Raw genomic sequence first — 14206 nt, 5'->3', positions numbered from 1 at the left:
CAGGGGTTTGTTCAGAGCCTGTGGATAACTCTGTTCAAAACAGTTTTACAGATGAGGGCAAACGCCGTCAGCAGCATGCGGGCACATTGTGGATAACCTGTAAGATAGCTGCAGCAGACAACCAGCATTATCGGTGCGAGCAAGGCGTGCAAAATTGCCAGAAAAAACGATGTAGCATGCGATCAAAAAAGATCTGCAGCAGTTTTAATTCTGATTGCGCCTGAGGGCAAATAACATTAGTGAATATAAAAATCTGGAGCGGGAAACGAGACTCGAACTCGCGACCCCGACCTTGGCAAGGTCGTGCTCTACCAACTGAGCTATTCCCGCATAATCTTCGTATTTTAGTCTGCTACTTCGTTGGCTGCCTTGTCACAAACTCAAATACTCGATTCTGCATCTTTGTATTTTTGTCACAACAACCACGCTAACGACTAAATCCGTGATTTGGATGGTTTACTACAAACTCTGGAGCGGGAAACGAGACTCGAACTCGCGACCCCGACCTTGGCAAGGTCGTGCTCTACCAACTGAGCTATTCCCGCATTAGAGGTTTACTGCTTAGCGAAATTTGGAGCGGGAAACGAGACTCGAACTCGCGACCCCGACCTTGGCAAGGTCGTGCTCTACCAACTGAGCTATTCCCGCATAATCTTCGCCTGTTTATTTGCTGCTGCGTTAGCTGCCTTCACTCGCACAGGTCACTTACTGAAGTAAGCTCGCTGTGACTCGTTCAGTTGCCGCCTTGCATCAAATGAACATGCTCGATTCTGTATTTCGCTGTACTGCTCCGTGCCACATGAAATTCTTCACCGGTACGGGGTGCGCATTATACGAGAAATCCTTTCAGTCGCAAGAGTCTAAAAGCAAAATTTTGCGCTTTCCGCGCGATCGCTGCTTTAATCGACAACCTGATGATTTCCTGCGCACCCACAGTCGATTAAAGCTGCAGGAAGTGTTCGCGGTAGTACGCCAGCTCTGCGACAGATTCACGAATATCATCCAGCGCCTGATGGCTGCCAGACTTTTTAAAGCCTGGGAGAATGTCTGGCTTCCAGCGGCGCGCCAGCTCTTTCAATGTGCTGACATCGAGATAGCGATAGTGGAAATAGGCTTCGAGTTCAGGCATGTACTTAAACAGGAAGCGACGATCCTGACCGATGCTGTTGCCACAAATCGGTGAGGTATTCGCCGGCACCCACTGTTTCAGAAATTCAATGGTGGCCAACTCCGCCGCGCGGTCGTCGTGCTGGCTGGCCTTCACCCGCGCCACCAAACCACTGTTGGTATGGGTACGCACGTTCCAGTCATCCATCAGCGCGAGCTGCTCGTCAGATTGATGCACGGCGAACACCGGCCCTTCCGCCAGGATATTGAGGTTAGCATCGGTGACGATAGTAGCGATCTCAATAATGCGATCGCGTTCCGGATTCAATCCGGTCATTTCGAGGTCGATCCAAATCAGATTGTTTTCATTGCCAGCTGTCATGCGTTTCCCGCCTGTTGCCAAAGTCGTCATTAAACTCATTTCAGGTGTATCATAGACGTTTTGCCCAACAGGGCGAAGCCTGGCGAAAGCCGTGAGAGGATGCGTGAGTAAAAACAAACTGTCGAAAGGTCAACAACGTCGCGTAAGCGCCAACCATCAGCGTCGTCTGCAGCAACGGAGTGAAAAGCCGGAGCCGGATGATAGCCTGTTTGGAGAAGCGGCTGATGGCGTGGTGATCAGCCGTTTCGGCATGCACGCAGACGTGGAAGATAGCGCGGGCGTTGTTCATCGCTGTAATATCCGCCGCACCATTCGATCGCTGGTCACCGGCGATCGCGTATTGTGGCGCGTGGCGATTGGCGGCGGCAAAGGGATCGTCGAAGCGGTACACGATCGTAAAACGGTACTAACGCGCCCCGACTTCTATGACGGCGTTAAACCGATCGCTGCCAACATCGATCAGATCATCATTGTTTCGGCGATCCTGCCGGAACTGTCGCTCAACATCATCGATCGTTACTTGGTTGCCAGTGAAACTCTCGGCGTTGAGCCGCTGCTGGTGCTCAACAAAATCGATTTGCTCGATGCTGAAGGCCGCGCGTTTGTCGACGAACAGATGGAGATCTATCGCAATATTGGTTATCGCGTATTAATGGTTTCCAGCCATGCCAAAGATGGTTTGGTTGAACTGGAAAGCGCCTTAACCGGCCGCGTAAGTATCTTTGCCGGCCAATCCGGCGTCGGCAAATCGAGCCTGTTGAACAATTTGCTTGGCCTGGAGTTAGCGGGCGATGAGATTCTGACCAACGATGTCTCAAACGTTTCTGGTTTGGGTCAGCACACCACCACCGCTTCCCGTCTCTATCACTTCCCGGCAGGCGGCGATGTGATCGATTCACCGGGCGTGCGAGAGTTCGGCTTGTGGCATCTTGAACCGGAGCAGGTGACGCGCGGATTTGTCGAATTCCGCGAATACCTCGGCAGCTGCCGCTTCCGCGACTGTAAGCATGATACCGATCCTGGCTGCGCCATTCGCGAAGCGGTAGAGGAAGGTAAGATCGATATCTCCCGCTTCGATAACTACCATCGAATTCTGGAGAGCATGGCGCAGGTAAAAACGCGTAAAAACTTTTCCTCAGACCAGGATTAACGCGTACAACGGCACATTCGCCAACGAGCTGGGGCGCTGCTACAATCCGCCCCCTTTTTGTTAACGACACGTAATTAAGCCAGGAGGCAACGGTGTTTGATCGTTTTAAACTCGGCCTGAATCATATTTTGCCTAAAAAAGGGCTCACCGAACTCGCCGGTTGGGGCGCTAGCCGTCGGGGTGGCTGGCTCACTAAAGCGGTCATCGATATCTTTGTCTGGTACTACAAAGTGGATATGGCGGAAGCCAGCAAGCCTCATACCAGCAGCTACCGCACCTTTAATGACTTCTTCGTGCGTCCGTTAAAAGAGGGTGCACGTCCCATCGATCCTGATGCCTCCTTGCTGGCGCTGCCAGCCGATGGCGCAATCAGCCAGCTTGGCCGCATTGCAGGCGATCAGATCTTCCAGGCCAAAGGCCACACTTACAGCCTGCAGGCGCTGCTGGCGGGTAATGACGATCTGGCGGATCAATTCATCGACGGCGAGTTTGTTACTACTTACCTTGCTCCGCGCGATTATCATCGCGTCCACATGCCATGTAACGGCATCCTGCGCGAAATGTTCTATGTGCCAGGCGATCTCTATTCGGTCAATCCGCTGACCGCACGCAATATCCCCAATCTGTTTGCGCGTAATGAGCGCGTGATCTGCGTATTCGATACCGATCACGGCCCAATGGTGCAGATCCTGGTCGGTGCCACCATCGTTGGCAGCATCGAAACCGTGTGGGCAGGTACCATAACGCCGCCGCGCGAGGGTGTGATCAAACGCTGGCGTTATCCTTCTGCCGATCATGACGGTGCGGTGGTGCTGCTAAAAGGCCAGGAAATGGGGCGTTTCAAGTTGGGTTCAACGGTCATCAACCTGTTCGCGCCTAACCGCGTGAAGCTGGCGGAAAGCCTCGAAGCCGAAAGCAAAACTCGCCTCGGTCAGCCGCTGGCCATCGCCATGCCTCAACCGGGCAACAGCGTCCCTCTTAGCGAATAACCCGGAATCTCTCCCGTGCGCGTTTTTCTCCTTCTGCTGCTGAGCCTGGTGCTCAGCAGTTCTGTATTGGCAGCGACCATTCCGCAATCCAGCCAGCTTCAGCAGGAACTGGATGCGGCTAAATCCGCCAAAAACTCCCCCGCGCAAACCGAACAGGTGCAGGCGCTGGAAGCGGCAATCAATTTCCTCAATGAGCGCAATGAGTCTCTGGAGCGCGCAAAGCAATATCAGCAGGTGATTGATGATTTTCCACGCATGGCGCGGGAACTCCGTCAGCAGATCGCCACGCTCACCGACAGCAGCAAGTCGGTGCGTAGCAATATGAGCAGCGCCGAGCTGGATCAGGAGTTACTGCAGGTTAGCAGCCAACTGCTGGAGGAAGGCCGTCAGGCGCAGCAGGAGCAAGACCGCGCGCGCGAAATCAGCGATTCGCTTTCGCAGCTGCCGCAGCAGCAAACGGACGCACGCCGCGCAATGACGGAAAGCGATCGTCGGGCGCAGAACACCTCAGCGGCTACCACGCCGCTGGCGCAGGCGCAGATATACGTGCGTCAGGCAGAAAATGCCGCGAACAAGGCGCGCGTTGATGAATTGGAACTGGCTCAGCTCTCCGCCAATAATCGCCAGGAGCTGGCGCGCATGCGTGCCGAAGTACATCAGCGCAAAGCCACCCAGCTGGATAACTATTTGCAGGCGCTGCGTAATCAGCTAAATAACCAGCGCCAGCGCGAAGCCGAGCTGGCGCTGGAGCGCACCGAGCAACTGGCTGAAAACAGCGGCGATATGCCGAGTTCAATCAGCGATCAGTTCCGCGTTAACCGCGAGTTGTCCGCAGACCTCAATCAGCAAGCGCAGCGCATGGATCTGGTCGCTTCGCAGCAGCGGCTTGCCACCAATCAGACTTTGCAGGTACGTCAGGCGCTCAGCACGCTCCGCGAGCAGTCGCAGTGGTTGGGAGCATCAAACCTGTTAGGCGAGGCGCTGCGTGCGCAGGTGGCGCGTCTGCCAGAGATGCCAAAATCGCAGCAGATCGATAGCGAGATGGGCCAGCTGCGCGTGCAGCGGCTGCATTACGAGGATCTGCTTGAGCGTCAGCAGGAACTGCGTAAAGCAAAGCAGGATGACGGCTCACCGTTCAGCAGTGAACAAACCCGCATTCTTGAAGCCCAGCTAAAAACCCAGCGCGAGTTACTGAATTCACTGATTTCTGGCTGCGATACGCTGATTCTGGAAATCACCAAGCTTAAGGTTTCCAACACACAGTTGCAGGATGCGCTGGCGGAAGTCAAAGATGCCACGCATCGTTACCTGTTCTGGACCGCTGACGTTAACACCATCGGCCTGAATTTCCCGGTTGAGATGGCGCAGGATCTTAAGCGTTTACTGTCGCTGGACACCGCTGGCCAGCTCGGCAAAGCGCTGGCGATGATGTTCACCAACCGCGAAACCGTGTTGCCGATTATTGGTGCGGTGCTACTGGTTGGCTTCAGCATCAGCTCACGCCGTCACTACAACGCCTTTATGCAGCGTTCCGCCAGCCGCGTCGGTAAAGTCACGCAAGACCGCTTCAGCCTGACGCTACGTACCGTATTTTGGTCGATTTTGGTGGCGGTGCCGCTGCCGGTGCTATGGGCGGCACTCGGTTATGGTTTACAGCATGCCTGGCCCTATCCGTTCGCCGTGGCGATTGGCGATGGCATTACCGCCACGCTGCCGTTGCTGTGGGCCTTTATGATCAGCGCCGCCTTTGCCCGTCCGGATGGTTTATTCGTGGTGCATTTCCGCTGGCCACAGGCGCGCGTAGCGCGGGCAATGCGCTATTACTCGCTGTCGGTTGGCTTGATTGTGCCGCTCATCATGCTGCTGATCGCCTTCGCCAATCTCGACGATCCGCAATTCTCAGGCACGCTGGGACGCATCTGTTTCATCCTGATTTGTGGCGCGCTGAGTATTGTTACCGTCAGCCTGAAACGTGCCGGCATTCCGCTTTATCTGGATAAAGAGGGCAACGGCGACAATTTTGTTAACCGCATTCTGTGGAATCTGATGATTGCCTTGCCGCTGGTTGCCGCTTTCGCCTCTTGCATCGGTTATCTCGCCACGGCGCAGGCGCTGCTGGCACGTCTGGAAACGTCGGTGGGCATCTGGTTCTTCCTGCTAGTGATTTATCACATCATCCGCCGCTGGATGCTGATTCAGCGGCGCCGCATCGCCTTTGACCGCGCGCGACAGCGTCGCGCCGATATGCTGGCCAACCGTGCACGCAGTGAAGAAGAGAAAGAGCAGTCAACGCCCGCGAATGCCGACACCATCGAAATTGATGAGCCGAGTATTGACCTGGATGAGATCAGCGCGCAGTCGCTGCGCCTGGTGCGTTCCATTCTCACGCTAATTGCCTTGGTTTCGGTGATTGTGCTGTGGTCTGAAATTCACTCGGCGTTTAGCTTCCTTGATAACATTCCGCTGTGGAACGCCAGCACCACGATTCAAGGTGTTGATAGCGTGCAGGCGATTACGCTGGGCGCGGTGCTGATTGCCATTCTGGTACTGATTATCACCACCCAGCTGGTGCGTAATATGCCTGCTTTGCTCGAGCTGGCGCTGTTACAGCATCTTAGCCTGGCGCCAGGCACCGGCTACGCGATTACCACCCTGACCAAATATGCGCTAATGCTGATTGGTGGCCTGATTGGCTTCTCGATGATGGGGATTGAGTGGTCGAAGCTGCAGTGGCTGGTTGCCGCGTTAGGTCTGGGGTTAGGCTTCGGGATGCAGGAGATATTCGCCAACTTTATCTCCGGCCTGATTATCCTGTTTGAGAAACCGATTCGTATCGGCGATACCGTGACTATTCGCGATCTGACCGGCAGTATTACCCGCATCAACACCCGCGCCACCACCATTACCGACTGGGACCGCAAAGAGATCATTGTGCCGAATAAGGCGTTCATTACTGAGCAATTTGTTAACTGGTCGCTGTCGGATTCGGTCACCCGTGTGGTGCTGACGATTCCGGCTCCTGCCCGCGTAAACAGTGATGAAGTCACCAACATCCTTAAACAGGCAGCCGATCGCTGTACCTATGTGCTTGATATGCCGGCACCAGATGTGTTCCTGGTCGATTTGCAGCAAGGTATCCAGCTGTTTGAACTACGCGTGCATGCTGCGGAGATGGGACATCGCATGCCGCTGCGCCATGAACTGCATCAGCTAATTCTGCGCGGCTTTGAAGAGCACGGCATTGAGATGCCATTCCCACCGTTCCAGGTGCGTATGGAGACGCTGGGAAAGCAAAACCCCGCCAGCAACGGTGCGCCCGCCAATAAGACCTTCAAATCTGGCGGATTATAAAAACCAAACGCCCGGCTAAAACCGGGCGTTTTTTATTGCCGCTCAGCGTGCATCACTTCACAAACTCTTCGCCCTGCGCGATATCTTTCTTCAGCGTTTCCAGCATGCCGTTCAGCGCTTGCTGTTCGAAAGCACTCAGCGTGCCAAGCGGACGACGCTCAACAATGCCGTTTTTACCCAGCAGCAGCGGCTGTGAGAAGAAACGGGCGTATTCGCCATCGCCTTCTACATAGGCGCACTCCACGACATTGGCTTCGCCTTGCAGCGCGCGAATCAGCGACAGACCGAAACGTGCCGCCGCTTGCCCCATCGACAGCGTCGCCGATCCTCCACCGGCTTTGGCTTCCACCACTTCGGTGCCCGCGTTCTGAATACGTTTGGTGAGATCCGCGACTTCCTGCTCGCTGAAGCTTACGCCTTTCACCTGTGACAGCAGCGGCAAAATGGTCACGCCCGAATGCCCGCCCACCACTGGCACGTCAATCTCGTTAGGTTGCTTGCCTTTCAGCGCCGCCACAAAGGTATTGGCGCGGATAATATCAAGGGTCGAAACGCCAAACAGGCGGTTCTTGTCATATACGCCCGCTTTCTTCAACACTTCGGCCGCAATCGCCACCGTGGTGTTGACTGGATTGGTGATGACGCCAATCAGCGCTTTAGGCGCGGTGCTGACAACCTGTTCAATCAGGTTACGTACGATACCGGCGTTAACGTTAAACAGGTCGGCGCGATCCATGCCCGGTTTACGTGCCACACCGGCTGAGATCAGCACTACGTCAGCGCCGTGTAGCGCTGGCGTCGCATCTTCACCGCTGAACCCTTCAACGGTTACGGCAGTAGGAATATGGCTGAGATCCACCGCGACACCCGGGGTTACCGGAGCGATATCATAAAGTGAGAGTGCTGAGCCTGCGGGTAATTGCGTTTTAAGCAGTAGTGCGAGTGCCTGGCCAATACCACCAGCGGCACCGAGAACGGCAACTTTCATCCTGAACTCCTTATTAAGGTGGGGCAGAGATATGCCGAAAATCCATCAGGTTACGAGTTTAATCAACTTCTCAGGCGATAGCGACTAAACCTGTCGCGCACTTAACATCACGCCGCAATCGGCTCCCGAGACATCTCTACTTCAGAAGTCGCCTGAATGATACATTCGCAGCCAGAAGACAATGGACGGCAATGATCATCAATATTTTTGTTACCACCTCAATAATATAACAACATTGCAACCTTCGCTTTGCGCGCCAACCCGCGATTTTGGCGTGCCGAAAAACTCTGGTATGATCTCGCCCCCGCAGGTCATTACCGCGATTCTCTCATCAGACTCATTGCATAAAAATTCATCTAAATGCATAATAATTTATCTGCTGCGGGTCTGTTGCCTGCTGCAACCCTCTTTTTATTGGTAGCTTATGCGAAACCCATCAAAACAAGACGACCTGATTAAGGCGTTCAAAGCCTTATTGAAGGAAGAGAAATTCAGCTCTCAGGGCGAAATCGTGCAGGCGCTGCAGGAAGACGGCTTCGAGAACATCAACCAGTCGAAAGTTTCTCGTATGCTCACCAAGTTCGGTGCAGTGCGTACTCGTAACGCCAAGATGGAAATGGTTTACTGTCTGCCCGCTGAGCTTGGTGTTCCTACTACCACCAGCCCGCTGAAAAATCTGGTGCTTGATATCGACTACAACGATGCGTTGGTGGTCATTCATACCAGCCCGGGCGCTGCGCAGCTGATTGCACGCCTGCTGGATTCGCTCGGCAAAGCCGAAGGCATCCTCGGTACCATCGCCGGTGATGACACCATCTTTATTACGCCCGCACGCACCTTCTCGGTAAAACAGTTGTACGACGCGATTCTGGTTTTATTCGAACAAGAGCTATAAAACCCTGCAGATTACCGGCAGTTCGACTGCCGGTATTATTCCCCTTCTCGCCCCTTTTTTAACCAATCTGTCACAAATCCCTTTGTAAATAATAAGTTATCCATATACCCAGCGGTTATCTGCACCTCCCAAAATTGGTACGACCTTTGCCCCTGCTTAACCTAATGCGCTATTTTACACTGCTTTACATTACGTGCTCAGTGTCATTCCCTTCTCATTGCGTATCAGCCAGCGAGATCAACCACGATCTTTCGCACTAAAAGATAATTTGATGTAGATCATTGTTTTTACTTTGAAATAACCGCCTCTGGTTAAGATCCAGGCGTTTTTTATAACTTCAGGTTCTAAAAAAGTGCCATAAGGATAAAGAATTACAACCAAACATTATTAGCTGGATATTAATTTCATGGGTGATTAGATCTATACTTAGTTTCGTGATGCAAATCACACGAAAGAAAAAGATAAAAATAGACGACGAGGAAAAATATCATGAACGTTAAAACCACTATCGCAACTTTAAGTATTCTCTCTGCTCTGTCATTTGGTGCTTTTGCAGCAGATTCTATCAACGCCGAACAGGCCGCGAATCTGCAACCCGCAGGTACCATCAGCGTCAGCGGCGTGGGCGGTTCTCCAATGGATATCCGTCAGCAGCTTAACGATAAAGCCGATCAGCAGGGCGCGAAAGCTTACCGCGTGATCGAGGCGAACACCGGTGACAACTATCACGCTACCGCTGAATTGTACAAATAAGTTACTGATTCAAGACGCAATGTGAACGGCGACCCGTTTGAGACGCTTTTGCCTCTCAGGTTGCCAGCCCAAATTTCAGGAGAGTGAATCATGAAAACCAAATTAGCTATCGCAGTACTGAGTCTGGCTTCTGTTCTGTCTTTCGGCGCAAGCGCCGCGAGCCTGGTCTCTAACGAGCAAGCTGAACAGCTGCAATCACTGAATCAAACCATCAGCGTGAGCGGTGTAGACGGCGACCAGACCAATGTACGTCAGGAACTGTCACAGAAAGCTGATGCTCAGGGTGCCAGCCATTACCGCATCATTGAGAACAATCGTGGTGATACCTTCCACGTCACTGCTGAACTGTACAAATAATCAATAATCAAACGTCCGGCGCCCAATACGCGCCAGGCAATAGATCGACGACCCGCCTCCCCCTTTTATGCCGCAGGTTGTTGATTAAACGAGGAGAAAATTATGAAAATCAAAACAACCATCGCAACTGCTAGCCTGCTTTCCCTGCTCGCCTTTGGTGCTTCTGCAGCACAACTGGTCACCGAACAACAGGCGCAGAATCTGCAACCTACCGGCAGCACTATTTCAATCAGCGGAACCGGCGGTTCGCCAATGGATTATCGCGCTGAGCTTTCTCAGAAAGCCGATGCGCAAGGCGCCAGCGCTTATAAAGTGATTGAAGCCAAAACCGGCGACAGCTATCACATGACCGCTGAGCTGTATAAGTAATTCCTCGTCAGTTAAGACGAACCCTTTGGCCCCGCTCGCCGGGGCCCTTTTTTACTTTACATTGAAGCGGAGCTGGCCTTCCAGCTCCTCTTCTGCTTCATCAAATAGCAGAATCAAGGCGCCATACCGGCGTTTCTGCCCCTTCCCCAGATTTACAAACTCAATCTCCAGCGGTAGCGGCAGCTGCTCACCGATAATCGCGCCCCAAAGATCGTCGAGATCGTTGATGGCGAGATCGGCAAGAAAAAAACGATCGCTAAACTGTCGGAAGAAATGGGCTTGATCGACAATTTCGTCGAAATCGAAACGCTCGGTTCTCATCATGACGCCCTCATAATTGCAGCGACTAAGCCAGTCCACCCAGATGCAGCGCTTTCACTTCCAGATACTCTTCCATCCCCAGCACCGAACCTTCACGTCCTAGCCCAGACTCTTTCACTCCGCCAAACGGTGCCAGCTCGGTGGAGACCGCACATTCGTTAATACCGATCATGCCCGCCTCCAACGCCGCCGATACGCGGAACACGCGCTGTAAATTCTGCGTGTAGAAATAAGCCGCCAGACCAAATTCAGTATTGTTGGCGCGTTGAATCACCTCTGCTTCATCATCGAAACGGAAGCACGCTGCCACCGGGCCAAACGTCTCTTCCTGGGCCAGCTTCATCTCTTCATGGGCTTCAGTGATAACGGTGGGTTGCCAGAAATTGCCGCCAAGCGGATGGCGTTCACCGCCGACCAGCAGTTTGCCACCTTTACTCAACGCGTCTTTGACGTGTTCCTCGACTTTCTCCAGCGCTGATTTTTCAATCAGCGGCCCGACAATAACGCCCTCTTCCACGCCGTTACCCACTTTGAGTTTGCCAACGGCCTCTGCCAGCTGGTTGACGAAGCGATCGTAGACGGCGTTATGCACATAAAAGCGGTTGACGCTAACGCATACCTGCCCGGCATTACGAAATTTATTGGCAATGGCGCCCTGTACCGCCGCATCAATATCAGCGTCATCAAACACGATGTAAGGCGCATTGCCGCCGAGTTCCATTGAGACTTTTTTCATGGTTTCCGCAGCGTTGCGCATCAGCGTTTTCCCCACGGCAGTTGAACCGGTAAAGGAGATTTTACGCACCACTTTGCTTGCCATAATGGCGTCACTGATCGCATGCGTATCACCCGCGACCGCATTCAGCACGCCATCCGGCACCCCGGCTTTCTGCGCCAGCGCCAGCAGCGCAAAGGCGCTCAGCGGGGTGTTATTGGCAGGTTTGATGATGCCAGTACAACCGGCAGCCAGCGCGGGACCGAGTTTGCGCGTCAGCATCGCCATCGGGAAATTCCACGGCGTGATAGCCGCCACCACGCCAATCGGTTCGCGCGTCGCCAGAATGCGCGAGCCCGCTTTAGCGGGCGGGATAATTTCGCCGTTGGCGCGTTTCGCCTGCTCGGCAAACCACTGAATAAAGCTGGCGGCGTATTCCACTTCGCCTTCGGCTTCTTTGAGCGGTTTGCCCTGCTCGGCCGTCATCAACTGGCCCAGCCAGCTTTTGTTTTCGATAATCAGCTGATACCAGCGATTGAGGATCTCGGCACGCGCCTTGGCGGTTTTATCGCGCCAGGCGGGAAACGCGCGCTGTGCGGCGGCAATCGCCTGTTCGGTTTCCTGTTTACCGGCTTTCGCTACCTGCGCTAAAACGTCGCCGGTGGCAGGATTAGTGACCTCAAAGGTTGCGCTAGCGCTGTGCCATTGGCCATCGGCGAAATAGCCCGTCTTGAACAATTCATGTTGTTGCAGGGAGGTGGACATCAGTTTTCTCCAGTCAGTTTACGTCCTGTCAGGAAAGTATAGATGCCAATAAGGGAGGTTTTTGTGTCAGCGTGGGATCAACAAGGCCGCTGCGCGCTGCAGCGGCCAGTTTCAGATTTGTATTAAGGTGTTCTGATACTTATCCAACATCAGCGCCAACCGCTTCACCGGTTCGGTAACGTTGATGGGAGCAGAATAGTGCTGCAGCTTCTCTTGGTAAACATCTAGCTCCTGCAGCAAACGCTGGAAGTAATAGCGGCGCTTATCATCGCTGGTGGCTGAAATGATGCTATCCGCCGTATGGCGTAACTGACGATGATAGGCCGACAGATCAGCATTCACCGGCACTTCCGCATTGCGCAGGCGTTGATGCCCAATAATCAGCGTCAGCGCAATGCGATACTTATCGATATCGCCTGGGAAAAGATTGAGCAGCAAGAACAGTTGCTGATACAGCGCCGGCAGATGATTTTCACGGCGACGCGCCTGATTAGTCGTCAGCGCCGCGACGGCAGCATACATAAAGCGGTTCAGCAATTTACGTCCGGTACGCGCTTTGGATTTATCGCGAATCAGTAAAATCACCATCATCGCCACAAAGCAGCCAATCACCTGGCCCAGCACGTTATCGAGGAACACGTTGAACTCGAACTTCATCGGGTTATCCAGCACCAGCACATTCAGGGTACCAATCAGGGCACCCAGCGTACCAAGCTGGCGACGCTGCACGAAGATGCCGCCGATAAAGCCCAGCGCGCCGATGGCAATACACAACAGCAGTGCACTTTGCTGCGTGGCTGGCAGAATAAAAACGAAGTAGAGCGCGCCAAGCGGCACGGCTACCGTCATTCCGTAGAGGAAGTCTTTGGCCATCAGCAGCGGATTGGGCATGCGCATCGCTAGCGCGGTAATCACCGCCAGCATGACCATACAACCACTTCCCGAGGTCCAGCCGGTATACAACCAGAAAAGTGAACCCAGCGCGGTCGCCACAAAAGTGCGCACGCCGTTGATCATCGCATGATGGGTTTCAGCTGAACGCGCCTGAATCACCACTTCACGCTGCAAAATATTCTCTTCTAAGGTGGTGATGCGGCTGTTACTTTTTACCCCATTGATCAGTAAAAGATATTCCGTCGCCGCGCCAACCCAACTCGCCAGCGTCACCGGGACAGCTTTACTGCTGACGCCAATTAAACGCCGCATTACCTTCATGCGCTTATGCACATCGTCGACGCTATTGACCTCTTTTTCGATCAATAAACGGTAGTGCGGTGGAATGTATTCCGGGCGCGAGTTCTGAATCAGGAAGGTTTCGGCGGCCTGAGTGATCATCGTCAGCGATAAGGTGTTGAGCATTTGCAGGCGGCGACTGGCATTTTTCCAGCGTGAAGATTCCATCATCAGCTGACTTCGCATGCCGCTAAGTGCCGTGGTGCGACGCACTAACGCGCTCCAGGCTTTATCGACTTCCTCTTTATCCTCATGCGCTACGCACATTTGCAATAGCTTGTAGTGCGCCACTAGCAGCGCATCCACTTCCTGCTCAATCACTTTTTTGATCGATCGCGGTGAGAACAGCATGTCGGCGAGAATGGCACACAAAATACCGATGACGATTTCACTGCAGCGCTCAACCGCATATTGCGGCGCCAATGTTAAGCCACCGCTGGCATCGGCGGTAACCACAATGATCAGCGCGGTGTAACCGGCAAGACCGAGCGCGTAAGAGTTTTCAACTTTGATCAGCGACGAGAGCCAGACGCACATGCCCGCCCACATGCAGCAGATCAGCAACATGACCACCGGCGCACGCACCGTGGCAATCATGATTGTAAGCGCAGCGATACAGCCAATGAAGGTACCGATGATGCGCAGGATGCCGCGATAGCGCAGTGCGCCAGAGTAGGGATCGCCCCCCGCAGCAAAAGCGGTACCGCCGGCCACAATGCCGGCGGTCATTACCGCCCAACGCGGCGTTTCCAGATTGAAGTGAAAGCCAATCATCAACGCTGCAACCAGCGCGAAGGTCAGCTTCACCGGGAAACGCAAAAACTCAATCAT

12 protein-coding genes and 3 tRNA genes are annotated in these 14206 nt (G+C 53.7%); 7 read left to right on the top strand and 8 right to left on the bottom strand.

Annotated elements, in window-relative coordinates:
• Nucleotides 1–254 precede the first annotated feature (254 nt).
• From ACIP6T_RS17515 to orn, 4 genes are all read right to left on the bottom strand, one after another.
• Nucleotides 255–330, bottom strand: a tRNA-Gly gene (locus ACIP6T_RS17515).
• 139 nt (nucleotides 331–469) lie between these two features.
• A tRNA-Gly gene (locus tag ACIP6T_RS17510) sits at nucleotides 470–545 on the bottom strand.
• A gap of 27 nt (nucleotides 546–572) precedes the next feature.
• Nucleotides 573–648, bottom strand: a tRNA-Gly gene (locus ACIP6T_RS17505).
• Between the two features lie 292 nt (nucleotides 649–940).
• Nucleotides 941–1489: an oligoribonuclease gene (orn, locus tag ACIP6T_RS17500; protein WP_400458217.1), complete on the bottom strand. Its 549-nt coding sequence runs from the start codon at nucleotides 1487–1489 to the stop codon at nucleotides 941–943.
• Between the two features lie 103 nt (nucleotides 1490–1592).
• Between orn and rsgA the strand changes: the two genes are divergently transcribed.
• From rsgA to mscM, 3 genes are all read left to right on the top strand, one after another.
• A complete protein-coding gene (gene rsgA / locus ACIP6T_RS17495; protein ID WP_400458216.1) occupies nucleotides 1593–2639 on the top strand; it encodes a small ribosomal subunit biogenesis GTPase RsgA in 1047 nt (348 codons plus the stop codon).
• A gap of 92 nt (nucleotides 2640–2731) precedes the next feature.
• A complete protein-coding gene (gene asd / locus ACIP6T_RS17490) occupies nucleotides 2732–3628 on the top strand; it encodes an archaetidylserine decarboxylase (RefSeq protein WP_400458215.1) in 897 nt (298 codons plus the stop codon).
• Between the two features lie 15 nt (nucleotides 3629–3643).
• Entirely contained in the window at nucleotides 3644–6979 is a 3336-nt protein-coding gene (mscM, locus tag ACIP6T_RS17485) for a miniconductance mechanosensitive channel MscM (RefSeq protein WP_345828129.1), read from the top strand.
• A 52-nt stretch (nucleotides 6980–7031) separates the two neighbouring features.
• On the opposite strand, the gene mdh is transcribed toward mscM, so the two are convergent.
• Nucleotides 7032–7967 carry a malate dehydrogenase gene (gene mdh / locus ACIP6T_RS17480; RefSeq protein ID WP_400458214.1) on the bottom strand — a complete coding sequence of 312 codons (936 nt, stop codon included), beginning with the start codon at nucleotides 7965–7967 and terminating at the stop codon, nucleotides 7032–7034.
• Nucleotides 7968–8391: 424 nt separating this feature from the next.
• Here mdh and argR point away from each other — a divergent pair, with 424 nt between their 5' ends.
• From argR to yhcN (ACIP6T_RS17460), 4 genes are all read left to right on the top strand, one after another.
• A complete protein-coding gene (gene argR, locus ACIP6T_RS17475) occupies nucleotides 8392–8862 on the top strand; it encodes a transcriptional regulator ArgR (RefSeq protein WP_008101964.1) in 471 nt (156 codons plus the stop codon).
• Between the two features lie 489 nt (nucleotides 8863–9351).
• Nucleotides 9352–9615, top strand: coding sequence for a peroxide/acid stress response protein YhcN (gene yhcN / locus ACIP6T_RS17470; protein ID WP_400458212.1), 264 nt, complete (start codon nucleotides 9352–9354; stop codon nucleotides 9613–9615).
• A 90-nt stretch (nucleotides 9616–9705) separates the two neighbouring features.
• The gene (locus ACIP6T_RS17465) at nucleotides 9706–9972 is read left to right on the top strand and encodes a YdgH/BhsA/McbA-like domain containing protein (protein ID WP_097095871.1); all 267 of its coding nucleotides are present in this window, start codon (nucleotides 9706–9708) and stop codon (nucleotides 9970–9972) included.
• A 102-nt stretch (nucleotides 9973–10074) separates the two neighbouring features.
• Nucleotides 10075–10341: a peroxide/acid stress response protein YhcN gene (yhcN, locus tag ACIP6T_RS17460; protein ID WP_097095870.1), complete on the top strand. Its 267-nt coding sequence runs from the start codon at nucleotides 10075–10077 to the stop codon at nucleotides 10339–10341.
• Nucleotides 10342–10392: 51 nt separating this feature from the next.
• Here yhcN (ACIP6T_RS17460) and ACIP6T_RS17455 read toward each other — a convergent pair whose 3' ends face one another.
• From ACIP6T_RS17455 to aaeB, 3 genes are all read right to left on the bottom strand, one after another.
• Nucleotides 10393–10662, bottom strand: a complete 270-nt coding sequence (locus ACIP6T_RS17455; protein ID WP_097097640.1) for a hypothetical protein — start codon at nucleotides 10660–10662, stop codon at nucleotides 10393–10395.
• A 25-nt stretch (nucleotides 10663–10687) separates the two neighbouring features.
• A complete protein-coding gene (locus tag ACIP6T_RS17450) occupies nucleotides 10688–12142 on the bottom strand; it encodes an NAD-dependent succinate-semialdehyde dehydrogenase (RefSeq protein ID WP_400458210.1) in 1455 nt (484 codons plus the stop codon).
• Nucleotides 12143–12253: 111 nt separating this feature from the next.
• Nucleotides 12254–14206 (bottom strand): p-hydroxybenzoic acid efflux pump subunit AaeB, encoded by a 1953-nt coding sequence (aaeB, locus tag ACIP6T_RS17445; protein WP_400458209.1) that lies wholly within the window; start codon nucleotides 14204–14206, stop codon nucleotides 12254–12256.

Origin of the sequence: Pantoea sp. NPDC088449 (assembly GCF_044753225.1) — a bacterium.
GTDB lineage: Bacteria > Pseudomonadota > Gammaproteobacteria > Enterobacterales > Enterobacteriaceae > Pantoea > Pantoea floridensis.
Note: the sequence above shows the minus strand (reverse complement) of the source record. Positions and strands in the feature narration are given on the sequence as shown.

Bases quoted from the DNA above. Each gene is read 5' to 3' on its own strand.
- yhcN (WP_400458212.1), top strand. From the start codon at position 9,352: ATGAACGTTAAAACCACTATCGCAACTTTAAGTATTCTCTCTGCTCTG.
- ACIP6T_RS17450 (WP_400458210.1), bottom strand. From the start codon at position 12,142: ATGTCCACCTCCCTGCAACAACATGAATTGTTCAAGACGGGCTATTTC.
- yhcN (WP_097095870.1), top strand. From the start codon at position 10,075: ATGAAAATCAAAACAACCATCGCAACTGCTAGCCTGCTTTCCCTGCTC.
- ACIP6T_RS17465 (WP_097095871.1), top strand. From the start codon at position 9,706: ATGAAAACCAAATTAGCTATCGCAGTACTGAGTCTGGCTTCTGTTCTG.
- orn (WP_400458217.1), bottom strand. From the start codon at position 1,489: ATGACAGCTGGCAATGAAAACAATCTGATTTGGATCGACCTCGAAATG.
- mdh (WP_400458214.1), bottom strand. From the start codon at position 7,967: ATGAAAGTTGCCGTTCTCGGTGCCGCTGGTGGTATTGGCCAGGCACTC.
- argR (WP_008101964.1), top strand. From the start codon at position 8,392: ATGCGAAACCCATCAAAACAAGACGACCTGATTAAGGCGTTCAAAGCC.
- aaeB (WP_400458209.1), bottom strand. From the start codon at position 14,206: ATGATTGAGTTTTTGCGTTTCCCGGTGAAGCTGACCTTCGCGCTGGTT.
- ACIP6T_RS17455 (WP_097097640.1), bottom strand. From the start codon at position 10,662: ATGAGAACCGAGCGTTTCGATTTCGACGAAATTGTCGATCAAGCCCAT.